14 protein-coding genes and 1 pseudogene are annotated in these 23,689 nt (G+C 60.8%); 9 read left to right on the top strand and 6 right to left on the bottom strand.

Annotated elements, in window-relative coordinates:
* Positions 1 to 5 precede the first annotated feature (5 nt).
* Positions 6 to 2,678 (top strand): hypothetical protein, encoded by a 2,673-nt coding sequence (locus RY831_RS02630; protein ID WP_326504769.1) that lies wholly within the window; start codon positions 6 to 8, stop codon positions 2,676 to 2,678.
* Between the two features lie 110 nt (positions 2,679 to 2,788).
* On the opposite strand, the gene RY831_RS02625 is transcribed toward RY831_RS02630, so the two are convergent.
* Entirely contained in the window at positions 2,789 to 3,718 is a 930-nt protein-coding gene (locus tag RY831_RS02625; RefSeq protein WP_326504768.1) for a LysR family transcriptional regulator, read from the bottom strand.
* A gap of 121 nt (positions 3,719 to 3,839) precedes the next feature.
* Here RY831_RS02625 and RY831_RS02620 point away from each other — a divergent pair, with 121 nt between their 5' ends.
* Complete coding sequence (locus tag RY831_RS02620) at positions 3,840 to 4,643, top strand: SDR family NAD(P)-dependent oxidoreductase (RefSeq protein ID WP_326504767.1); 804 nt, start codon at positions 3,840 to 3,842, stop codon at positions 4,641 to 4,643.
* Here RY831_RS02620 and RY831_RS02615 read toward each other — a convergent pair.
* Positions 4,582 to 7,251, bottom strand: a pseudogene (locus tag RY831_RS02615) (EAL domain-containing protein); the annotation flags it as partial. The gene RY831_RS02620 and the pseudogene RY831_RS02615 overlap by 62 nt on opposite strands.
* A gap of 431 nt (positions 7,252 to 7,682) precedes the next feature.
* Between RY831_RS02615 and RY831_RS02610 the strand changes: the two are divergent.
* On the top strand, positions 7,683 to 8,321 hold the full coding sequence (locus tag RY831_RS02610; RefSeq protein WP_326504766.1) for an RNA polymerase sigma factor: 639 nt from the start codon (positions 7,683 to 7,685) through the stop codon (positions 8,319 to 8,321).
* A 286-nt stretch (positions 8,322 to 8,607) separates the two neighbouring features.
* Here the strand turns inward: RY831_RS02610 and RY831_RS02605 are convergent, their stop codons facing one another.
* The 4 genes from RY831_RS02605 to RY831_RS02590 form a co-directional block, all read right to left on the bottom strand.
* Complete coding sequence (locus RY831_RS02605; RefSeq protein ID WP_326504765.1) at positions 8,608 to 9,573, bottom strand: Bug family tripartite tricarboxylate transporter substrate binding protein; 966 nt, start codon at positions 9,571 to 9,573, stop codon at positions 8,608 to 8,610.
* Between the two features lie 40 nt (positions 9,574 to 9,613).
* On the bottom strand, positions 9,614 to 9,961 hold the full coding sequence (locus RY831_RS02600) for an AtuA-related protein (RefSeq protein WP_326504819.1): 348 nt from the start codon (positions 9,959 to 9,961) through the stop codon (positions 9,614 to 9,616).
* Positions 9,962 to 10,017: 56 nt separating this feature from the next.
* Positions 10,018 to 11,367, bottom strand: coding sequence for an acyclic terpene utilization AtuA family protein (locus RY831_RS02595; protein WP_326504764.1), 1,350 nt, complete (start codon positions 11,365 to 11,367; stop codon positions 10,018 to 10,020).
* Positions 11,368 to 11,459: 92 nt separating this feature from the next.
* Positions 11,460 to 13,640 carry an alpha/beta hydrolase domain-containing protein gene (locus tag RY831_RS02590; protein ID WP_326504763.1) on the bottom strand — a complete coding sequence of 727 codons (2,181 nt, stop codon included), beginning with the start codon at positions 13,638 to 13,640 and terminating at the stop codon, positions 11,460 to 11,462.
* A gap of 178 nt (positions 13,641 to 13,818) precedes the next feature.
* Between RY831_RS02590 and RY831_RS02585 the strand changes: the two genes are divergently transcribed.
* The 6 genes from RY831_RS02585 (at position 13,819) to RY831_RS02555 (ending at position 23,641) form a co-directional block, all read left to right on the top strand.
* Positions 13,819 to 14,742, top strand: coding sequence for a LysR family transcriptional regulator (locus RY831_RS02585; RefSeq protein ID WP_326504762.1), 924 nt, complete (start codon positions 13,819 to 13,821; stop codon positions 14,740 to 14,742).
* Positions 14,743 to 14,789: 47 nt separating this feature from the next.
* A complete protein-coding gene (locus tag RY831_RS02580) occupies positions 14,790 to 15,158 on the top strand; it encodes a DUF423 domain-containing protein (RefSeq protein ID WP_326504761.1) in 369 nt (122 codons plus the stop codon).
* 648 nt (positions 15,159 to 15,806) lie between these two features.
* A complete protein-coding gene (locus tag RY831_RS02575) occupies positions 15,807 to 17,972 on the top strand; it encodes a hypothetical protein (RefSeq protein WP_326504760.1) in 2,166 nt (721 codons plus the stop codon).
* Positions 17,973 to 18,384: 412 nt separating this feature from the next.
* Positions 18,385 to 20,649 (top strand): hypothetical protein, encoded by a 2,265-nt coding sequence (locus tag RY831_RS02565; protein WP_326504759.1) that lies wholly within the window; start codon positions 18,385 to 18,387, stop codon positions 20,647 to 20,649.
* Between the two features lie 397 nt (positions 20,650 to 21,046).
* On the top strand, positions 21,047 to 22,018 hold the full coding sequence (locus RY831_RS02560; protein WP_326504758.1) for a DMT family transporter: 972 nt from the start codon (positions 21,047 to 21,049) through the stop codon (positions 22,016 to 22,018).
* A gap of 159 nt (positions 22,019 to 22,177) precedes the next feature.
* On the top strand, positions 22,178 to 23,641 hold the full coding sequence (locus RY831_RS02555) for an ATP-binding response regulator (protein ID WP_326504757.1): 1,464 nt from the start codon (positions 22,178 to 22,180) through the stop codon (positions 23,639 to 23,641).
* The last annotated feature ends 48 nt before the right edge of the window (positions 23,642 to 23,689 follow it).

Genomic DNA, 23,689 nt, shown 5'->3' with positions numbered 1-23,689 from the left:
TGACTTTGGAAAGACTTTATAAGACGATCAATGAGCTTTTTCAAGATGAAGGCAGGGCGCCGCTGACGCCTCCGGTAGATCTGGCAGCATGGAACAAGAAAAGAAACGCGTTCCATTTCGACCGTTTGCTTAAGCGAGCGGAAGAGGATGCTGCAGCCGTTCCGAGCCGGAAAGCCGCGGTTTACCATAATGTTGCAGCTATTCTTGATGCAATCACGGCTGATCCATCTTTCGCCGAGCAGGTATTCCACGACTCCGTCGGTGGAACGCAACATTGTATGCACAATGCGCTGGAATACATCAGTGAACTTGCCGTCAGGAGCAGGAACCGCACCCTGGTGCGCCAGATAGAGTCGGGGGCGATGGGCATTGAACAATTCAGGGAAGCGTCCCTGAGCGCCCTAAGGCTGGAAACCCTGCAACAATACATTGCAAGAGTTATCGTGCCGGACGCAATTAGAGAAAGTTCTGCAGTCAGAAGGACTTTTGAGCCTGAAATATCGCAGATGGTCAAATCAAGTCTAAAGGACTTACTGAATTTGCCGCAGAGCGTGAATCATTCCGATGCGTTCTATCCCGGAAAAGAAAAAAATCACAAAAGATATGTAAAGGATGCGCGGTCCTATGTAACCGAGTTCGCCGGCGATCGGGATAACCAGCGTAAATTCTTTTTAACGGACCCGCTGTGGCGGGAAGGCGTCATTGCGCTCGCGCGACGGCAAGGCAACAAGCATGACATTGATACGCTCGAACGCTACACCTCCAGGCTCTCGGATTACACATGGGACGAAGAAAAGCTCATGGATGAAGCCGGCAAGCCGATACAGGATAGGGATCTGGAACGCGCAGTCCGTGCCTGTGCTGGATTGAATCAGCTATATCGACCCAGGACAGGGCAGAAAATCTTGAATGCCGATGGGCGGGGAAAAGATAAGTACAAGACCGAAATCGCTGCCTTCCAAGATCTGTATGACCGAATCGAAGTCATGGAAAAGCAATTCAGGATAGCCATTCAGGATATAGGAAAACAATTCGCTTCCCATGTCACGGACAGCATTCTGAGCGATGACGCCATCTTGCCTGCGGATGGAAATTTTGCGCCCCATTTCAAATTGCCCGAGACATGGGAGGTGGAAATGGGACGCCTTGCTACGATGAGCCGCGCGGCAGAACTGGTTGAACTGTCAGATGTCTTTCAAAAGAAGGAAAAGGACATTAAAAAATTAAATCAGGAAGTTGAACATTTTGTGAAATCGGGGACATTCAACGGCGTGGCTGGCGCAACCCAGCCCCTTGATGAAGAACAACGCGCCGCGCTCGTAAAAGCAATGCGCGAGTTCTATGGCGCAGCCCCCCATGTCTTAAGGCGCTTTGACCTGCATGCCTACCTTGGCATGAACCTCTCAGACGATCAACCATTGCCTGACGAGTTGATTCAACTGAGAACAAAAATCATTGAATTGCAACAGGCCGAGAACGCTCTTTCCCTAAACTATTCAACCTTGAGAAATGCGGATACCCTGGTATTGGAAGAGGCGGCAGCCATACAGGAAGACGGTCTGAACGCCCTGTTGAAAAACCTTGACGACCCGGCCGTTTCTCAAGACTTCTCTCCACTCAATCGGGAGCAGGTTCATTCGCTAAGAAAGGAAATGGAACAATTTTATGCGAATCCGGACAACTGGAATGAACGATTCGCTATTGGCCAACACATTGCCCGTGTTCTGGAGACAGGCTCCGGGGACGCTCAACAGCCGCCCCCCGGACCTTCGAAACGCGAATCCAAGAGCGGAACCACGCATGCCGCTGCGGAGCCGAAACGCAAAGGCGACATTCCCGTTTCGGTGCTTGCTCTCAGGGACATGATTTGGGCCGCCGCGCAGGCCCGGCATGTATATGCAATGACCGCGCAACGGCTGAAGGATGTCAAGGCGCCGGCCTTTTTCATGACGGAACCGCAATGGACGGGTTACATCGCGCAGCCCTCGGGACTGCAGGCAACAGGTTTTTCACGCTCCTTATCAAGTTCGGACATTGCGTTCGATCCGCGGGCGATTCGGGCCGTACAGGTACTGGATGAGAACCTCCCGTCCGAACCGCTGGAGCCCGTGCGCGCCGAAGAGGCAGAGGAGCTCCGGACAAGCGCACTCAATCGGAAAGCATTCGGCGCGGACTTCGACGTCGATACCAACGCGCCGACCCAGGAATATGTCGACGCCATGACAGTGAATGCACGGCACGCCCGCATCACGCTCGGACGCGTGGGCCTGGAGACGGGAGTGGCCAGCGGCGCCGGCAGCAATTGCCTGATTCATTCCATCCTGGATGGAATGGGGATCACCGGTGAGGATAACCTGAACATGGCGAACGGTTTGAGGCAGGACCTGATCACCCGATTAGGCGCTCGTGGCGAACCCCTTGGGCTCTTTGAATATCTCAACACTTTCGGCAGTCATCCCGCCACGCTCGTCGATCTGATCAACGAGCGATTCCCCGGGGCCGACGTCGGCCTGAGGATTTATACGCCGCTGCCGGGAGGTGGCCTGTTCTTCAGCAATCCGGAATCGGAGGGAGGAACTACCAACCAGGCGAGGCGAAATACGATTGCAGTGATGTGGGTCGGCAACCATTATGAACCGATCAAGATGAAAAATCCGGAGGCGAGTCATTCGCTTTGATCTTCGGGCCCGTGCCGGTGGGGATATGTCACCGGCATCTATCGCTACCTCCATCATCAAATCCATCGCCACATCCATCACCGGCATCGGGCGTCGGCTTGCCAAGCACTTCAGACGGAAACCGCACTGAAGCGGCGACCAAAGTCCTGTTCGCGGAAGCGGGCAACAATGAAATCGACGAATGCCCTGGTCTTCGCGGGCAACAGGCGCTGCGCCGGGAAATACAGCGCCAGCATGCCGGTATCGACATGCCAGCCGGGCAAAACGCGCATCAGGCGGCCGCTTTCGAGAAACGGCAGCGCGTGCGGCATGCCGGCCAGCGCGACACCCATGCCCATTTCGGCAATGCGGCACACCGCTTCCGGATCGCTCATGGTCATGCGCTGGCGCAGCGCGATCGGCGCCTGTTCGCCATCGCGGTTGCGTAATGTCCAGGGCCTGACCCGGCCGGTCTGGGGCGAGCGCACCAGGATGCCGTCGCAACCTTCAAGATCGGCCGGCACGTCGAACGGACCGTACCGCGCAAGGTAATCCGGCGATGCGAGCAGAACGCGGTGCGCGGGACCGAGCTCGCGGGCCACCACGCCTTGCGGAATGTCGATGCCGCCGCCGATGGCGGCGTCGAAGTTTTCCGCGATCAGGTCCACCGGACGGTTATCGAAGTGCCAGTCAGGCGTGATGCGCGGATAGCGCTGCAGGAACTCTTGCAGCAGCGGCACGATGTAGGCAAGGCCGAAGGTGGTGCCCATGCTGACGCGCAGCGTGCCGGACGGTTCGCCGTCAATGCTTGCAAGATTGGCGACCGCGCTCTGGATGGCGCCGAGGCCGCCCCTGACCTCGCCGAGGAACTGCTGTCCGGCTTCGGTCAGCGCAAGCCTGCGTGTGCTGCGATGGAACAGGCGCACGCCCACCTGCGCTTCGAGCTTCGCGACGTTCTTGCCGACGGCGGCGGAAGTGAGGCCGAGCCGGCGCGCCGCTTCCGAGAAGCTGCCGGCTTCGGCGGTGCGGACGAAGCACTCGATGCTGTTCAGCGTTTCCATAGCATTAAAACTCCTCCGTTTTTTAAACCATTTGGATCAACTGCACTGCCGGATTATGGGCTAGTTGCCACGGAATCGCTGGCCGATACTGGACGCCCTTACAACCTGATGGGAGTTCAACATGGCAAGCACGATCGATTTAAAAGGAAAGGCGGCATTCGTCCAGGGCGGTTCGCGCGGCATTGGCGCGGCCATCGCCAGGCGCCTTGCCGCGGATGGTGCGGCCGTCGCCATCAGCTACGTCAATGCTGCGGATAAAGCGCAGGCGGTGGTGGACGCCATCCGTGCCGACGGCGGCCGGGCGCTTGCCTACCAGGCCGACAGCATGGATGCCGACGCGCTGCGGAACGCGATACGCAGCGCGGCCGCCGAATTCGGCGGTCTCGACATCCTGGTCAACAATGCGGGCGTGCTGGCGCTCGGAACGATCGACCAGATGGCGCTCGAGGATTTCGACCGCACCTTCGCGGTCAACGTGCGCAGCGTCTTCATCGCCACCCAGGAAGCGGTGCGCCATCTGCGTGACGGCGGCCGGGTGATCCATATCGGCAGCACCAATGCCGAGCGCGTGCCCTTCGCCGGCGGTTCCGCCTATGCGATGAGCAAGTCGGCGCTGGTCGCGCTGACCAAAGGCATGGCGCGCGACCTCGGTCCGCGCGGCATCACCGTCAACAACGTGCAGCCCGGCCCGGTGGATACCGACATGAACCCCGACGATGGAGAATTCGCCGCCTCGCTCAATGCAACGGCAGCGCCGCCGCGCGCGTGTCGGCCACCATGCGGATCAGATCGTCTTCCGGCAGCGGCGGCGCGAACAGGTAGCCCTGCCCGTAGTCGCAGCCGGCTTCGATCAGGCATGCGAGCTGTTCCCGGTTTTCGATGCCTTCGGCAATCACCTTCTTGCCGAGCTTGTGCGCCATCATGATGATGGTCTCGGCTATCGTGCGGCTGCCGGAATCGGTGTTGATATTGCGCACGAAGGACTGGTCGATCTTCACATAGTCGATCTGGAATTTCTGCAGATAGGACATCGATGAATAGCCGGTGCCGAAATCGTCGAGCGCGACCTGCACGCCGGCATCGCGGTACTGCAGCAGCTTGTCGGTGACCCGGGCGGAGGCATGCAGCAGCACGCCTTCGGTGATTTCCACCGAAATGCTGCTGCCCGGCATGCCCTGTTCCGACAGGTACTGCAGCCAGTTCATGTCGTTATCGCGCGCCATGAACTGGATCGGCGACTTGTTGACGCTGATCTGGAACGGCGTGCCGGCGCGATCGATGCAGCGCTTGCAGCAGCCGGCGGCCTCGCGGAAGACCCAATTGCCGATCTGCCGTATCAGGCCGGACTCCTCCGCCATCGGGATGAACTCGGCGGGATTGACCTCGCCGATGGATGGATGATGCCATCGCAGCAGCGCCTCGGCCTTGACGATGCGGTTGTCGGCAAGGTCGACCACCGGCTGGTAATGCACGGCAAGCTGCCCTGCGCCGAGCGCATGCCGCAGCTCATGCATCATCCGCAGGCGGTCGCGCGTCTTCTCGCCCATCTCCCGGGTGAAGTAACTGAACTGGTTGCGCCCGGCGCGCTTGGCCGCATACATCGCCTGGTCAGCCTTGCGCAGCAGGTCGTCCGGCGTAAGCGCGTCATGCGGAAACAGGCTGATGCCGATGCTGCCGGACACATACGCGGTCTCCCCGCCGACGCGGAAAGGCTCCGCCAGGCGCGCGAGGATTCTCTGGCAGATGGACTCGACATGATCGAGATCGACGCGATCGGCCAGGATGACGGTGAATTCGTCGCCGCCGAGACGGGCGACCGTGTCGCGCTCATGAACGCAGGAGGCAATGCGGCGGGCCGCCTCCATCAGCAGCCGGTCGCCGGCATCATGGCCATGGAAATCGTTGACCTGCTTGAAACCGTCAAGGTCGATGAACAGCAGGGCAAGATGATCGTTGCCGCGCCGGGTCCTGCGCATCTCCACTTCCATGCGTTCGCGGAACAGGCGCCTGCCGGGCAGGCCGGTCAGGGCATCGAGGTTCGCATGACGCCAGGCGAGCTCATCCGATTCCTTGCGGGCGGTGATGTCGGTCAGCGTGCCCGTCATCACTAGCGGAGCGCCCTGTTCGTCGCGCTCGACGACGACGCCGCGCGCGCGCACCCAGATCCAGTTGCCGGCGCTGCTGCGTATCCGATACTCGCTGGCATAGACCGGTACGTCGCCGTCGGCGCAGGCCTGGAACGCGGTGCGAACCTGAGGCAGGTCGTCCGGATGAATACGCTCCTGCCACTGGTCGGCGCTGCCCCCCAGCTCCTCGCAGGCGTGGCCGAGCACCGTCTTGAGCCCGCCGGCCAGTACGTAGGAATTGTCGCTGAAGTTCCAGTCCCAGATGCCCTCTCCCGCGCCTTCGATCGACAGCTTGAGGCGCTCGCTCATGATGCGCAGCTTGTCCTGCGATTGCCGCAGCTCGGTGATGTCGCGCAGGACGACCTGGATCGCCGGCCGGCCTTCCCACATCATTTCGCCGGCCGCGCTCTGCAGCCGGACGTACGCGCCGTCGAGGCGGCGCCAGCGCATCTCGATCAGTGGAACGGTATTGCCGCTGCGGCGGACGATGGCGCTGCGCTCGCGGATGGCGTCGTGGCCCGCCGGCTCGATCAGGTCATAGGGAGTCAAACCGATGATCTGTTCCATGCTGCCTGCGCCGAAGATGCGCAGCGCCGCCTGGTTGGCGTAGACGAAGCGATCGTCGAGGTTGACCATGATGCCGTCGGGACTGAGCTCGGTCAGCTGGCGGAAGCGCTGTTCGCTGGCCTTGAGCGCTTCTTCCGCCAGCCTGCGCTGGGTAATGTCGGCGAACAGCACGGCAACCATCCTGCTGTCCGCGCCGCCGACGCGGGTCGCGTAAACGTCGAACCAGCAATGATTGGCCGCGAAGCGGTGTTCGAAACGCACGGGCTCGCCGGTCGCAGCCACCTTGCCGCACAGGTCGAACCAGGCCGGCTCGATCAGCGGCGCGACTTCGCGCGCGGTCCTGCCCACTACCCGCGACATGCCGGTCAGCTTTTCGAAGGCGTGATTGACTTCGATGAACCGGTGATCGACCGCATTGCCCTCGGGACCATGAATCACCTCGACAATGCAGAAACCCTCATCCATTGAATCGAACAGGATTCGGTAACGTTCCTCGCGCGTGTTCGACCGGCGCGTGGTTTCCATGCAGGGCACGAGTATGCCGATCACCTTGCCGTCGCCGCTCCGCAGGGGCAGCAGAGACCGGACGAGGGGAGCGCGATCGCCTGATCCATCTCGGCCGGCCTGGAAAGAATTGTCGTCGAGGAGGACGGCCTCGCCTGCAAGCGCCCGTTCCAGCAAGGGATCGAGTGCCGCAGTCAGCTCCGGCCAGACATCGCGGAAAGGTCTCGACACCGCATCCGGATGCCGGTGCGCAAGCAGTTCCGCGCAGGCGTCGTTATAGAACAGCGCAAGTTGGGGCCCCCAGGCAAGGGCCATCGGCTGGATCGAATCAAGCATCAGCTCAAAGGCGGTCCTGACCGCGTCCGGCCACGAGTCGGGGTGACCTTGCGGAAATGCCTTCCAATCATGGGCGTCGAGGTGCCTGCGCATTCCGCTAGAGCCTGAAAACAGCATGCTGTCGCCTGGCATGGAAGATCCTGCTGGTTTGGGGAATCGTTAATTGTATGCCTATCAAGCCATGGCTGGTAAGACAACCATACGAGTTAACGATTTTTGCTGTGCCACGGGAAATTATCGGTCGGCTTGTCTCGGCCCGATTTCTCAACAAAGCTCAATCTCTCACTAATACTCACCAATTCCTCAAGGAAAACTTGCCTGTAGGTATCGTTTCGTCACAGTGAGGTCAGCCCATAACAACACACCATCAGGCCGCCCTGCCAAATAAGACCGCATCGGGACCGCATTCACATACAGCCTGAGAGACAAACATGACTTTCGATACCATCGCCAACGACAAGCTCGCCCAGATCGAAGCCCTGCTGGCCAGCAGCGGCAGTCGAAACGCTGAAACCGCAAGTACCGCCGACAACTCCGATAACACCGATACCGCCAATGCCACGGCAGCACCTCAGGCCATCGATGTCGATGCCCTGTTCACCAAGCATCATTCCCAGCTTCTCCGTTTCGTGATGCGCTATGTGCGCAATCCCGAAGATGCGGAAGACGTGGTCCAGAGTACCTTTCTCGAAGCCCTGCGCTGCGCCGACCGCTTTTCGGGTCTGTCCAAGCCTTCGACCTGGCTGTTCGGCATTGCGCTGAACCTGGCGCGCAACCAGGTGCGCCGCACCTGCTCGTCGCTGTGCGACCCGATCGACGAGGAAGCGCTGGAGCAGGTCATCGACCAGCATCGCATCGATCCGATGACCATCATCGAAGCGCGCCAGATCGCCGGCAAGGTCGGTGCAATCCTGGATCGCATCGGACCGGAAATGCGCGCGACTTTCGAAAAAGTGCTCGAAGGTGATACGACGTATGAGGAAGCCGCGCGGCAGCTGAGCATCCCGGTAGGCACGGTGCGCTCTCGCGTCTCCCGGGTCCGCGCGGTGGTGCGGGCGGAGTGCGGCTGATCCCCCGGGGAAAAATTCTTGAATTGCGGAAAGAGTGTATTAAGCTGGTGTTAACCGACCACCATTTTTCAGCACGACTTCAGCATAGGCGGCGATGCTTGCACAAGCGCCTGCGTGTACCCGCTGAAGTTCAGGCCCGCCCGCAAAAGATGTCTCCGTAGCCGCAGCCTGGTGCGGTGCGCTTTGCCCACGATCGCCAAAGCTTGCGTTCGTGGGCTTTTCTATGGGGAGCCGTCGAGCCATGCCGCAGGTGTGTACCCGCGGCCCGGACGCGCAGCGGCACAATTCACTCCTTCTCGATGCCGGCCTTCTTCACGATCTCTTCCCACTTCTTCGATTCCGCCGCCTGGAACTTCGCCAGTTCATCCGGCTTGGTGATGAAGGGATCGACGCCGCTGTTGGTGTAGAAGGTATTTGCGGTCGCGCTGCTCGCCGCCTTGGCGAACAATTCATTGAGCTTGTTGACGATGGGCTGAGGCGTTTTGGCAGGCGCGTAGGCGGCGAACCAGTAGCCCATGTCATAGCCGGGGACGCCGGCTTCCTCGATGGTCGGGACGTCCGGCGCCAGCGGCGAACGCTTCTTGGTGGAGCTGCCGAGCGCGCGCAGCTTGCCGCTCTTGATATGCGGCAGTCCGGTTGCGGTATCGGTGATCATCATGTCGATCTGGCCGCCGAGCAGGTCGGTGACGGCGAAGGTATTGCTCTTGTAGGGCACATGCAGTATCTGGATACCCGCGAGCTGCTGCAGCATCTCGCCGGCGATGCGGCTCGACGAGCTGCCGCTGCCGAAGGTGAGCTTGCCGGGATTCTTCTTCGCCGCCGCAATGAAATCCTTGACGCTGGTCACCGGCGACTGGCTGTTGACCACCATGATCTGTCCGCCCTTGCCCAGCCCGGTGATGGGCGAGAAGTCCTTGACCGGGTCGTAGGGCAGCTTCTTGTACAAGTGTTCCGCCGCCGCATGGGTGGTGTTGGTGGTGATGAATACGGTATAGCCATCGGCCGCGGCCTTGGCCGCTTCGCTGGCGCCGATGAAACCGTTGGCACCCGGCTTGTTATCGACGATGACCTGCTGTTTCGTCTCGGCGGTGATGGCCTGGCCGAGCGCGCGGGCGATCTGGTCGGTCGCGGTGCCGGAGGCGAAAGGAACGACAAAGCGGATCGGCTTCTCGGGATACTCGGCGGCGGCAGTGCCGGAGATGAGCAGGCAGGCTGCGGACAGCAGCAGTGAGGGCAGTCGAGCGAGTTTCATTGGATGTCTCCTTTAATAAGAATTGGCTGGTGTTGTTCGGTTATTCGGATCCTGCGAGCAGGGATTGCAGATGCACGGGCACCGCGACAGGCGTCTGCAGCAGCAGGAACGCCAATGCCTTGCCATGCGAGTCGAGGTTGAGGGAATCGTTGACGCCGCCATCGAGCACGCCGTCGAGCACGAAGTTCATCGCACCCAGCTTCGGCAGCAGGTAGCGCGTCACCGCCTGCGGCCCGCGTTCGGCGAACACGGCGGCCACCACGTGTTCGGTCAGCTCGGCCTCGAGCAGCGGATAAAGCTCCTTGCGATAGGCAATAACGCTGATGTTGGAGCGGTTGCCCTTGTCCCCGGTGCGGCCGTGCGCGAGGCGGTAGAGCGGAACCGTCATTGATGCGCCGCTCCGTGCGGCGATCTGCCGGGTACTGTTCTGTTGGTCGCTCATCGTTACTCCACAAAGCTGAAGCGTTCGGATATCGATTCCCGCGGCACTTCGCAGGAGGTCGCATTCAGGCGCGAGCGCAGGCTGGTGCGCACGCCGCCGCCGCCGGCCGGGCCGCAGGTGTACAGCGCCACCACTTCGCGCAGCAGCAGCGCCGCCGAGTGCCTGTCTTCATGCGCGCAGGCGGCGCGCAGGCGCACGTCGCCTGCCTGCGCCAGCGCGGCGGCAGAGAGCTTGTCGAGGCAGGCGCCGCCGTCGTCGCCAAACACGCTCAGCACGCCGATCAGGTCGAAGCGGATGTTCAAGTGCGGCAATCGCTGTTTCAGGATATCCATCGCCAGCCGGGCGCGGGCGCCGGCGCGCGGTCCGGCGTAGGAAATCTCGCCTTCGGCCAGCCAGCCGCCCTCGTAAAAAATATTGGCCTTGAGCCGGGCCGGGCGCGCATGCCCCGAGATGCCGCTGACCGCGACGCGGTTGTCGCCGGTCTGGCGCACCTCGGCCTGGGTGATGTCTGCCACGACGTCGGGCGTGAGATAGGCAGCGGGATCATGCAGCTCGTACAGCAATTGTTCCGTAACGGTGCGCGTATCGATGATGCCGCCGGTCGGCTCCGACTTGCCGATCTCGAAGTCCCCGTTCTCGTCGATTTCCACGATCGGATAACCGACCCGCGCAAGATCGGGCACCTCCTTGTAGCCGGGATCGGCGAAGTAGCCGCCGGTGACCTGCGCGCCGCATTCGAGCAGATGGCCCGCCATGGTGGCGCGGGCCAGGCGGTCCCAGTCATCCGCCTGCCAGTTGAAATGCGCCATCACCGGGCCAAGCGTGAGCGAGGGATCGGCGACGCGGCCGCAGACCACGATGTCGGCCCCGGCGCGGATCGCCTCGGCGATCGCCGAGGCGCCGATATAGGCATTGGCGCAGACGAAACGGGCATCGTCGAAATCGTTCCCCATCCGTTCACGCAGCAGCGCCTTGCCCTGGGCATGGGCGATCTCGTCACCCGACACGATGGCGATTTTCGGACGGGGCAGCTTCTGTTCTTCCGCCAGCTGATGGATGCGGCGCGCGGCGCCGGCCGGATTGGCGGCGCCGAAGTTGCTGACGATGCGGATACGATGGCGCAGGCATTGCGCGAGTATCGGCGCCAGCATGTCGGCCAGCAGCGGTTCGTAACCCGCATCGGGATTTTCCCGGCGCGCAAGCTGGGCCAGCGCCAGCGTGCGTTCGGCGAGCGTCTCGAAGATGAGCGCAGCGGGCCGGCCGCGCCGGATCATGGTATCGACCACGGCGGGTGCGGCATCGGTGCGGTCGCCAGAGAAACCCGCCGCGGATCCGACCAGGAAAGTATTCATGTGAAAAAACGCGTCTCGTAATATTCAGGAAGAAACAGCATGATCTGCCGCCGCGGGAAGGAGGAACTCCGCCCTTCCCGCGGGCTGCGCGACTATGGCAGTACCGGCGTTGCGCCCGCGTTGCGGATGATGCGCTCGGCATCGCGCTGCAGCAGGAAGCGCTGCCCCACCAGCGCATTGGCCGCCTGCGTTACCGCGGCCACGTAACCCGCCTGGCTGCCGTACAGGGATTCCAGCGACGGCCGCGTATCGCCGGCCGCAATCCTTGCCGCTTCCGTCCTGTGGAAGGGGATGAAGGAACCGCCCAGATTGGACAGGTCGACGATGCCCGGCGTGGCTACATAGTTGAACTCGATGCTGGTGCCCAGCGGAGCCTGCACCTCGACGCCGCGGACGCCGGCCAGCGTCAAGCCTGTCCTGGCATCGACCTGCGGCACGAGGATCGCATAGTCCTTGCCGGTATAGAACGGCGGCAGCTGGGTGGCGATGCCGGATTCGTCCTGCGGCTTGTACTGCGGACCGAAGTCGAGCAGCGGGAAACCGTTGTAGCGGGCGAGGTAATTGAATTCCGGTATCGGGGTCTGCGTACCCTGGGCTCCGCCGGCTGCCCAGGTCAGGCCCTTCATTACCGGGAACTTCAGCTGCTCGGGCCGCACCAGCGTGCCGTCGGCGATCTTCGGCACCTGGCTCGCCGGCGGCGCGGTGTTCCTGGTGACCCAATCTTCCAGGTTGAGGAAGAGCGCGCGGAAGGTATCGTTGAAGTGCGCCACGGTGCCGCGAGGATAGACGTCGCGCGACGGGTCGTAGCTGATGCTCGCCGTGCCGCCGGGTCCGCCGTGCTGCGTGCTGGAATAGTAGTAGATGCGCGCATTCTCCGGCTGCGCGAGGTCGCGGAAGCCATAGGTGTCGGTGAGCACCGGCGAACCCTGCAGCTGCCAGAATTCCGTGCCCGACAGGCCGAGGAAGAATTTCGGGCAGGTGTTCGTGGCCGCGCAGCGCGCCATCACGCCGCCCTTGCGTCCGCTCAGCTCGTCGACATAGTCCTTGTCGAGCCCGCGCGGCGCTGTCTGGCCGAACGCGGTATGGTCGGTGCGCAGTCCGCCGCCGCCGCCGGGCACGGCAAAGCGGGTATTCACATTGGTCTGGCGCGCGGCGACATGCGCATACATGCCGTCGAACACCTTGCCGCCGTCGAGCGCCTGGTTGAAGCCGAGGTGCAGGAAGGTCTTCATCGCGTTGCCGGACTGCGATGTACCCTGGCCCAGCGTGTGCGTGATGCGTCCGGCCAGCGGGTTCGCGTTGCCCGCCGCATCCGCGGCCTTGCCACGGAAGAAGCTGACGGTGTCGCGCAGCGCCGCCAGGCCGACACCCATGACCAGCGGGTCTTTCGCCACGTAGACGATCTCGTACAGGTATTTCGGATCGAAGCCACCCTTTAGGCAGATGCGCGTTGGGTCGGGCGTGCCGGGGAAGGAATTGGCGGCGCCATTGCCACTATCGCCACTATCGCAGTTGGCGAACTTCCAGTCGCTTGCCGGGACCGGCGTGCGCGGGTCGGTCTCGTTGGCACGGCGGGTCAGCGCATAACCGGGCTGGGTATTGTCGAGCGATGCCGGCGCATACGGGATCATGGTGCCGTTGAAGACGCCGCCGGGCAGGGTCATCACCGGCACGGCCGCGGACGGCACGAGCTCCGCCCGGTAGGGGCCGGTGATTGACGAGCCGTCCGGGTTCCTGGCAACCGGCACGCTGACCGTGAGACGGTTCGGATTGCTCTTCGGCACATCGCCCTGCCAGGCGGAATAGAGAATCACGTAGCCGCGCTCGAGATAGACGGCGTCGCTCGGCGATGCGGCCGGATTGATCATGGTGAGGATGTTGCCGCGGTTCGGCGCGTCGTAGCGCAGCACGCCGTTGGCCTTGCTCATGTCTTTCGGCTTGAGCATCACGAAATCGGCGGTGTATTCCACCATGCCGTTGGCATTGACCGGCGCCAGCGACAGGTCCTGGATGATGGCGTTCTTCGGGTCCTTCGGGTCGACCTCGCCCTTGATGGTGCCGGTGACCTGCTCATAGGCGCCAACGCTGCCGTAGCTTGTTCCGGGGGTGAAGTCACGGGTCGATGCGATGCTCAGGGTTTGCCTGGGCGTGCTGGTGGTGACCGAGGGCGCGCTGACCGATGTCGAGTCGCTGCCCGAACCGCAGGCGGAAAGCATCGATACGGCGGCGGCGGCGGCGGTGGCCGCGGCCAGGGTGAAGGATCTGTTCTGCATTGTCTCCTCGCTGAGGGTGTACGTCGCTTGTCTTGGATGATGCGAATCGTTTGAATGCCTGACTGCTTGACTGCTTGACTGCTTGACTGCTTGACTGCTTGACTGCTTGAGCGATTATAGGCAGCCTAGTGATTCGATTTACGGGTTATTTGGATCAATTAAACGGCCATCCAGCTAAATGATGAACATCTCCATGCGCGACCTGCGCGCCTTTATTGCATTGGCGGAACAAAGAAACTTTACCCGTGCCGCCGAGCAATGCCATCTCTCGCAATCCGCATTCAGCGCCCTGATCCAGGGACTGGAGAATGAACTCGGCGTGAAACTGTTCGCGCGCAGTACGCGGCGCGTGGAAATGACGGCTGAGGGCAAGGTATTCGCCGAGTCGGCCAACCGCCTGCTCGGCGAATTCGCGCTGGTGCAAACCGAGATGAAGGATCATGTCGACAAGCGCAAGGGTCGCGTTTCGGTGGCCGCCCTGCCCTCGCTGGCCGCCGGCTGGCTGCCCGTGGTGATCAAGGAATTTCGCGCCATTTACCCGGGCGTCAGCACCGAGCTGGCGGATACCCTTTCCGACGAATGCCTGGAACTCGTGCGCGCCGGGCGCGCCGACTTTGCGCTGTGCGCGGCGGGCGCCGACATGGCAGGACTGGTAGCCGAACCGCTATGCAACGACGAATTCTATGTCGTCATGCATCGGGAAAATCCGCTCGCGCGCAGGAAGTCGCTGGCTGCATCCGACCTGCTGCACCAGCCCTTCATTCACCTGTCGCACACCAGCAGCGTGCGACAGCTGCTGGACGCGGCGCTGCATCCGGGCCGCATTGCCGGCATCATGGAAGTGGCGCATCTGGCTTCGGTGGCTTCGCTGGTCGGCAACAATATCGGCATCAGCGTGATTCCCTTTCTCGCGCTGTTCCAGTTCTCGCATCCCGACCTGGTGATCAGGCCGCTGAAGGAACCGAAGATCGTGCGTACCATCTACGTGGTGCGCCAGGGCGAGCGTCCGTTGTCGGTGGCGGCGGAAGCCTTCCTTGCGCTGCTGAAGAAGCGCAGGTCGAAGATCCGTTCCGAACTCGGCAAGGATGAACGCCGGCCTTGAAAGCACGCTATGCTTGCTGCGATTCCAACCTATTTCAAAGCACAGCAATGGATAAGACCTTTTTCGCGCTCGGCGCACTGTTCGCCTTCATCGCCGTGGCAGCCGGCGCCTTCGGCGCGCACGGATTGAAGACCCGGCTCGATGCCAACATGCTGGCGGTATTCGAAACCGCCGTGCGCTACCAGATGTACCACGCGCTCGCGCTGCTGGCGGTGGCGTGGGCTTATACACGCTGGCCAGGCACGCTCGTCACGGCGAGCGGCATGCTGTTCGTGGCCGGCATCATCGTGTTTTCCGGTAGCCTGTATCTGCTGAGCCTGTCCGGCATCCGCTGGCTCGGTGCGATTACGCCGCTGGGCGGACTGGCGATGCTGGCCGGCTGGCTGTGCCTTGCCTGGGCGGCGTTCAAAGGGTAAGCGGGGTGAAGGAGAACTTGTTGCGGCCAAGCGTTGCGGCACGCGGCCAGTCGGAAAAAGACGCGATCTCATGTCATGTAATGACCTGGGATTGGCATTACTCCATACCGGTGGCACTACACACTGCAATGTCCAACTGAATCAGGAAGCCAGCTTATCCGTCCTGATACCGCGTAACCATCCGCATTTCCGGCTGCGCTGCAGCGACAATGGCGTCCCGCCCGCTCCCGCCAATCCGGCCGGGACAACACCGCTCAGGCGACACCCCTCAGGCAACACCGGCCTGCAATCTTTTCCTTCCTCGATGGAACCGTCGGCCGTCCCCCCGCCACACAATGGCCCACTCATTGCACGCTGACAAATAACATGGCTTTCCGTATCCCCGCTTCTTCCGCTCCCATCTTTCACCCGGCAGACCAGACCACTTCCGCCAATGAGGCCGCATCGAATCCTGGACAGCAACTGCATGCCATGATGCCCGCCAATGGAATATGGAGCCTGCAGCCCTCCCATGCGGGAGCGCCAGCCCGGCCCAGCCCCCACATCTTCAGGGGGCCGCCTGCTGTGATAATTGCGCAAGCCGCGCAAGGAGCTCCGGTACAAGACCCGAACCGACTGAGCCTTGAGGAGGCCGTCGGAATCCTTGTCATGATCCAACGAAACAACACTGGTAGTGAGTCCAATATCAGGTGCGTCGTGCCGAATCTGCCGGGAGTTTCCGATATGCCCAACCCCCAAGGTGCTCGTACGCTGATCTACACCGTGCGCAGCAGTCGCGGAACAAGCATGCGGGCGAGCCTGCACATCAATGAGAGCAATATGCTGTACCGCATGGTGTGGGAGCCGGAATCCGCCGTGCTCAACAACCCGTTGAGGCGGGAAGCCGACTTTCTTCCGGCAAGCCATCGACGGCCTGCCTCGCCGCCCCGGCGTCACTTTGGCCAGATCAATGATTTGACCATGCTGCCCCGCGAGCACCTTGGTTCGAGGCGCCGGCGCAGCGATACAGGATCGCCTCCCGAAGCGCCGCCGCCGCAACGTCCACGCATCACCGGCGCCATGCCACAAGGAGCGGCCGTCGCCGGCCCGGCACCCTTGCCGCAGGAGATGGAGCATATGCACCAATTCCGCCAGACCGGCATTCAGGTCATCGAGCGCGATCGCTTTCAACGGTCTGAATCTGCGCCGCCTGCCTATTACCGCGGCCTCACCGTCGAGGCCGGGTATCGCGATGCCAATCAGCGCCTGCATTACTACCTCGAACGCCAGACCGAGCAGTCCTGTGCCCAGCATGCGGTCAATGCCATGCTGGGCGGACCGCTCGTGTTGTTCGAGCAATTCGTTCAATATGAACTCGATCAACCGCTGCCAACCGCGGCACGATCGGAAGCAGAGATCCGCGCGGACATCGATCGTAGGGGCGTGGAAGCGGAAACGGTGCTTGGGGTACTGCACGCAGAAGGGATTCCGGCGGCATCCTATCGGCATATGCCAGCCGTGAATAACGCCGGCGAGCCGATCGTCAACTGGGAACACCTCGCGCAGATCGACGAACTCGACACCGACCGCTTGCTCATGCACGCGAGCACGGCCGTGCATGATCCGGAAACCGGCAACATGTATGCCTTGGATACGCATTTTGTCGCCTTCCGGCGGGAGTCGGCGACGGGACAGTGGCTACTACTCGACAGTATGCGTGGCGCGCCGGAAGCTATCACGCCACTTCAATACCTGTGGAATCAGAATGGCGAAGCGAACCTGCTCAATGAGGTGACTGTGATTATGCCGAGCCAGCGGTTGCGCCTGTCCGCCGGGACGGCTGCCGGTGAAGGAGTGGCTGGCGGCGCCACAGGGGGAAGACGCGGCGGTACGGTAACGCAAGATCACCACACCCAGCATGCAGGACCTTCGTCCGGGGCCGTCGCAGTCCGTCCTGAACGCGAGGCGATGACGGTGCCCAGATTCCAGGTGATACGCACAACCGTCAATAACTATGCTCACTACGGGAAAACGTACCAGCTGGCTTTCTCCACGACCGATAATCCAAACCATGCGATTTATAAACACTACTCTGTAAGGAACTTCAACAGCGAGGCTGAGGCGCAAGCTGCCATGGCCGAGGATATAAAAAGCATTGAGGACGGTGCTTTCGTAGCGTCTGTCGAAAGAAAACGTCGCGAACACCTGGAAAATTATCCGGAGATAAGTCTGTTAGGTGGTAGAAAGGGGCAAGCAGATAGTTATTACAAAATCAAAATTAGGTCAATCCCCGGGCTGGAAGGTTTATCTAGAACTTTCCCTATCAAAAAATATGGCAGTTCCGACAATGCGAAACAGGCAGCAATAGAAGCATTGGAAGACATAAGAAGCAATCCTGGAAAGTACAGTAAAAAGGTAAAAGCGGAGCGCCAGTCCATCGTTCGGTGCGTGACTTATAGAGCCTCGGCCAACTGCTGGACCGTCGCACTTACCCAAGGACCGGATAAGAAACGTGTGCACAGAAACTTCAGCATTACGCTTGAGAATGCCCAGGCGGAGGCTGAACGTTACGCACTTAACAATGGCCTTCGCCCTGTCGTTCGCGGGCCGCGGGACTTTGCCCCTGGCTTGAGCGGAGTTCCTCCCATCAGCTGGAATAGTGAACAGGAAGCCTTTCGAGTCAACCACGGTGAAGAAACTCAGGCATTTGCGCACGCTGAGTTCGGCAATGATCTATTGGCCGCGAGAACGGCGGCGGAAAATCATGCGGTGACAATTGCGGAATCACTAAAAGAACAGGAGCCAACCTTAAAATGGCTTCCAATAAATCAATGACCCCTGCCGCTGAATTTTAGAATGGCGCCAGGACGGCAGCCGCAAGCCCCGTCTATGGCTTTGGGGTCCCATGCTGGAATCGGGCCGTGGTGCGCGTGACGTTTGTGATCGACGCTTGTGCCCGTGAGATCATTGCCTGGAGCGCCACCACTGGTGGCCTTGATGGCGAGGCGGTACGCGAACTGATTTGCGTACCGTCGTTCATTCTGGGAAATCGCCTGGCAATGCCCGCCAGGCACACCCGCTCCAGCAGCGTCTCACTGCTCAGGTACGCATAGCGCTGCCTCGTCACGATCCGCGAACGCCCGACAATGCGCTGCACCTCGTACAGCGAGCGCCCCGCATCGATCAAAACCACACAAAGCCGCTGCTGCATACCGTAGCCAGGAGCTCCAGCAGAAAACACCTCGCCATGGAACTCAACGCACGCGCCTGTCACCCACACACTCCTTTTACTTGCTCAATCGCCATGCAACCGTTCAAACTTCCTTCTTCCGGCCCCTATCAGCCTGCCTCTTCTTTCCCACCACAGCCCGCCCGGCCTGCGCCTCCCAACCAGCCTTCCTCCGGCCAACCATCCATCCGCCGCGCAGTAATCGCGCTGCGCGGGGAACAAGCTGACCATCTGAATCCGCATCGCTTCACCATACCGGACATCGTGCGTGCTCCGCGAAGCGAACATGCAAAGCCATTGACATCCGAGGAAGTGCATCGACTGCTTGACGGCATCCCCCGCGCGTACAACATTCGCTGCACCGTGGACTACCATCCGGAATCCAACGCGGAGGGGCATCCTCAAGGCGCGCGCACGTTGACCTACCTCCCCGAAAGGCTTAACGATAAAGGCAGAGGCGTGAAGGTCACAGCGCATATCAATGCCGACAATGCCTTGGCCGAATTGGAAATCAGGCAACTTTTCACACGCACCCCGGCTCTGCCGGGCGCACCTGCAGAGGTAGTGGAAGGTGCGATTCAGGGAGCTGGTTTTCAAGCGGCGCCTACACATCGTCCAGGCAGCGCGGCGGCAATGCACATGCGCAGAACGATGGAGGCGCCTTCCGGTACCGGCCGCCATCACGCCAGCTTGCCGCAGGTATCAGGTACGCAAGAAGAGATCGACCTCGTGGTAGCCGATGCCTTGAGCTATTCTGGCCTGAAGCACGGCGATCTCACCGCTAATCAGCAACATGAATTAAGTGAGGCCGCGGCTGGACCGTCCCAAGGACGTCAGGATCGCATCAATACTGTCTTAACGACCATTCAAGTGCGCCGGCGAATGGATGAAATTCTCCGGGGACCGCAAACTGGCCAGCTCACCATCGCCCGCGAGGATGTCAATCGATATGCCGGCCAGTTCCTCGATCATTATCATACCGTCCGAATAGAAGGGGCTCGACAGGGCGATCCTTCCCTTGCCGCTCTACAGGTCAACGTGCGTATGGAACGGCAGCAGGGATACTCTTGCGCGCAGCACGCGATCAATGCTGCACTGAACGGCCCGTTTACCGCGCTGGTTGAGCTTGCCGCGCATGAAGCTCATGGCGAAAGTAACCGGACAAATGGCCGCGAAGCGACAATACAGGCAGTCGAAGGGAAATTAAAAGACATGTACCAGCGTGGCGTATTTCCGGAAACGGTGATAGCCCATCTGCAGGCGGCAGGTATCCCGGTGCATTCCATGAATAGCATCCCGGTCACTTCCGCGGACGGTCGTCTTCAGGCCGATCCCGAACAGATGAAGTTTCTGGACCAGCTTGCAATTGATCGACTCATTCTGCAGACCAATACCACGGTTGATGACCGGGCAGGGATATCCCATTACGTGGCGTTCCACCGGTATGGAGAGCAATGGGTGTTGCTAGACAGCTTGCGGACTCAGCCCGAATTCATCACACCATATCAATATTTAAGGGAAGTAAAGGCAGATCAGTTCACTGCCATTTGGCCGCAGAATGTACTCGAACTGCCGGAAGTCCAGATACCTGAACGGGAAACAAGCGATGTGCCGCAGGCAGCGGCCGGTTCTGCACGTTCACGCAGCAGTTCGCTGTCTTCCGCTCCGCCTTCTGAAGCGGGCGATACGCAATTAGTGGCGGAAACAGAAAACCGGTTGCATCGCCAGAATTCGATAGAGAGGGTCAGTGAAGAGACTCTCGCATTTGCTCAAAGTAGAAGGCGAGGTAAAACCAGCGATTTCATCAAGGAGCACTTCGCAAAAAAAATCGCCGAACGCAATCAAGCCAAGTCTGAGCAGGTCCCTATTGATCAAGATGCAGCCACTAAATATTACGAGGAATGGATAGAGGAAAAGGGAAGAACCAGAATGCCAGACAATCTTCGGGAACATAACCGCCAAAAGCAAACCGAGAGAGCTAAACGCTTGCTGGGCGAAGACGCAACGTCAAATGATTACAAACGTCTTATCAAACAGAGAGTAGCTGAAAGACGGCTAGGAAAAGGCACAACGACAGCTGATTATGACCGCTTTAACAGAGATAAACTGGCTAAAAAAATGTTCGGCGAAGCTGCAACAAATACCCACTATGAAAAGCATATCATATCGACACGGGCTAAAAGAAAGCTGGGCGAAGAAGCAACGCCAGCCGATTACAAGCGCCATATGAAAAACGAATTGGCTAAAAAGAGAAAATCGCTCAATCAATCGAAAGAGGTTTGATAGCACAGCCACATTAAATCCCCGGGTTTTCATGGCGTTTGCGGTTTCGCCGTCCAGGCAGTTGAACAACATCACGCATACTTCTCTTTCCTGTGATGCAGGCATGACATACTGGTCCATCATGTTAGGGAAACGTGCGCGGTGTAATCTTCGCTGCTTCCGCCGGTGACCGTCGCGCCGTCACGGTCGACGGCGCGACAAATAGTGTTTTACCGTTCGCAGATCAGCACACACGGTTCGCCCATGCAGCCGCTTCCGCCATGTTGTATGACGTCAAAAATAATTTGTAGGATGAGTGTTATGATGACGGCTTCGAGGTCGGTGCGCATTCGCTCGTCGAAGAGTGAACACGTATTCGACCTGATGTTTCTCCAATCCGTTTTCAGGTTCACAACGCATGTCCGCAACTTCAAAATCAGACGCTCTCTCCGTACTATCGCTGCAGCAATTCTTCTCCAGGCCGAGAATTGTCGTCCTGCTTGCCACCGTGTGCTGCCTGCTCTGGGGCAGTTCCTATCCGGCCATCAAGAACGGCTATGCACTGTTCGATATCGCGCAGGGTGACATTCCCGGCAAGCTGGTCTTCGCGGGATATCGTTTCGTGCTGGCCGGCATGCTTCTGCTGGCGATTGCGGTCATATCGGGCAAGCCGGCGTTCGGCCTGAACGGGCGCACCATGGCGCGGCTTTCGCTGCTCGGGCTGACGCAGACCGCGATCCAGTACGTGTTCTTTTACATCGGCCTCGCCTATACGACAGGCGTGCGCGGGTCCATCCTGAATGCCACCACGACCTTCTTCAGCGTGCTGCTGGCGCATTTCATCTTCCACAACGACAAGATCACGCCGCGCAAGGCGATTGGCTGCATCGCCGGTTTTGCCGGCGTGCTGGTGGTCAATTTCGGACAAGGCCTGCTCGACTTCGAGTTCACGCTGCTGGGCGAGGGCTTCATCGTGATCGCGGCCTTCGTGCTGTCGGCTGCATCCATCTACGGCAAGCGCCTGTCCCAAGGCATGGATGTGATGGTGATGACGGGCTGGCAGCTCGGCATTGGCGGCGTATTCCTGCTGCTGGCCGGCTATGCGGCCGGCGGAACGCTGAGCGGCTTCACGCCGATGTCGACCGCGCTGCTGGCTTACCTCGCGGTGCTGTCGTCGGCGGCGTTCTGCATCTGGAGCCTGCTGCTCAAATACAATCCGGTGGGAACGGTGAGCGTGTTCAATTTCCTGGTGCCGATCTTCGGCAGCGCACTGTCGGCGCTCTTCCTGGATGAAAGCATTCTCGAATGGAAGAACTTGCTGGCGCTGTTGCTGGTGTGCAGCGGCATCTGGCTGGTCACCCGCGTGGCGCCGAAAAAGAATAGCGGTTGAGCATTTCACACAAGCGATAGGGGCGGCAACATGCGAAATTCACCGCAGGCTTAATGTCGCTCAAGCCGCTTGCCGGCGGCGTGATGCATTCCCGCTCCGCTCTCGTTACCATACGCATCTCGGTCATCGCGCTCATCACTGACGAGGTCTGGCATGCGCATGGCAAACGATTCCGCATCAATGCCTCGGCCGGGCATGGCTGCCGGCAAGCTGATCGGCCTGATTGCGGCGGCCCAGGTGCTGGGCGCCGCCTCCATGCCGTGGCTGTCGCCCGGCACCGGCAGTTCGCTGTCGGTCCTGGCATGGGTGGGCTATGCACTGGCCCCGTGGACACTGCTGCTCGCCTGGATCTGCCATCGTCTCGTCACCAGGCTGGCCATGGCCGAACGCGCCGCGCTAATGTGCCGGCACGACAACGCCGTCCTGCAGGAACAGCTCCGGCGCCAGGAACTGGCATTGCAGACATCGAGGCACTCGCTCCATCTTGCCGAGCAGGCGTGCCTTGACAAGACACGCTTTCTTGCCGCCGCCAGCCATGACCTGCGCCAGCCGATGCATGCGATCACGCTGTTCGTCGCCGCGCTCAAGGCCGAAAACTTCGAAGGCCGTCCGCACTATCTGCTGGACCGGCTGGACCGCTCGATCGCGGGACTCGATGAGCTCTTCAATCGCCTGCTGGACCTGGCCCGGCTGGACGCGGGCATCATCACGCCCGCGTTCAAGACCTTCGATGCCAGGCTGATGGCGGAGACGCTGGAGTCGCGATTCGCGCCGATGGCCGCGAGCAAGGCGCTGGATTTTCGCATACGCTGCCCGGAGGGCCTGCTGGTACACAGCGATCCGGTACTGCTCGATGAACTGCTCGGCAACCTTTTGTCGAATGCCTTCCGCAATACCCAGCGCGGCGGCGTGCTGCTATCGATGCGCGAGCGCGGTGGCAGCCTGCGGATTCAGGTAGTCGACACCGGTTGCGGCATTCCCGAGCAGTGCTTCGAATCGATATTCGATGAGTTCGTGCAACTGAATAACCCGTCACGCGACCGCCGCAAGGGGTCGGGGCTGGGACTGGCGATCGTGAAGCGGCTGGCGGATGTGCTCGGGCACCGCATCCGGCTGCGCTCGCGAGTAGGCAGAGGATCATGCTTCGAACTGCTGATGCCATCCGCACCCGCGAACAGCGCCGACCCGCACGAGTCCGCCGCGAAGACGACGGCTTCGGCACTCGATGGCGCGCTGGCGCTGGTCGTCGACGATGAAGCCGATATTCTTGCCGCGATGGAAGCCATCCTTACTGCCTGGGGCTGCCATTGCATCACCGCCCGCTCGCCGGCCGAAGCGGCACGCTACATCGACGACAGCCCGCGCTTTCCGGACGTGATCATCACCGATCACCGGCTGGACAATCACCTGACCGGCTTCGACGTGGTCTCGGCGGTTGCGCCCTTGCTGGCCTACGAGGTGCCGGTCATCGTGATATCCGGCGAGTGCTCGCCGGCCCTGGAGCAACAGGCGCAGGACAGGGGCTATGCACTCATCAGCAAGCCCGTCAACTCGTTGCGCCTGCATCGCGCCATCGTGGAAGCGCTCGCGAAAACAGCGGCGGCCATGCAAAAGGCGGCATAGAAGATCCAAGAGCCCGCTTGCTTGCTTCCAAGCAGAGGCGCATGCCGG

It is taken from the genome of Noviherbaspirillum album (assembly GCF_035916955.1).
GTDB lineage: Bacteria > Pseudomonadota > Gammaproteobacteria > Burkholderiales > Burkholderiaceae_D > Noviherbaspirillum > Noviherbaspirillum album.
This window is presented reverse-complemented; position numbering and strand designations above follow the sequence as displayed.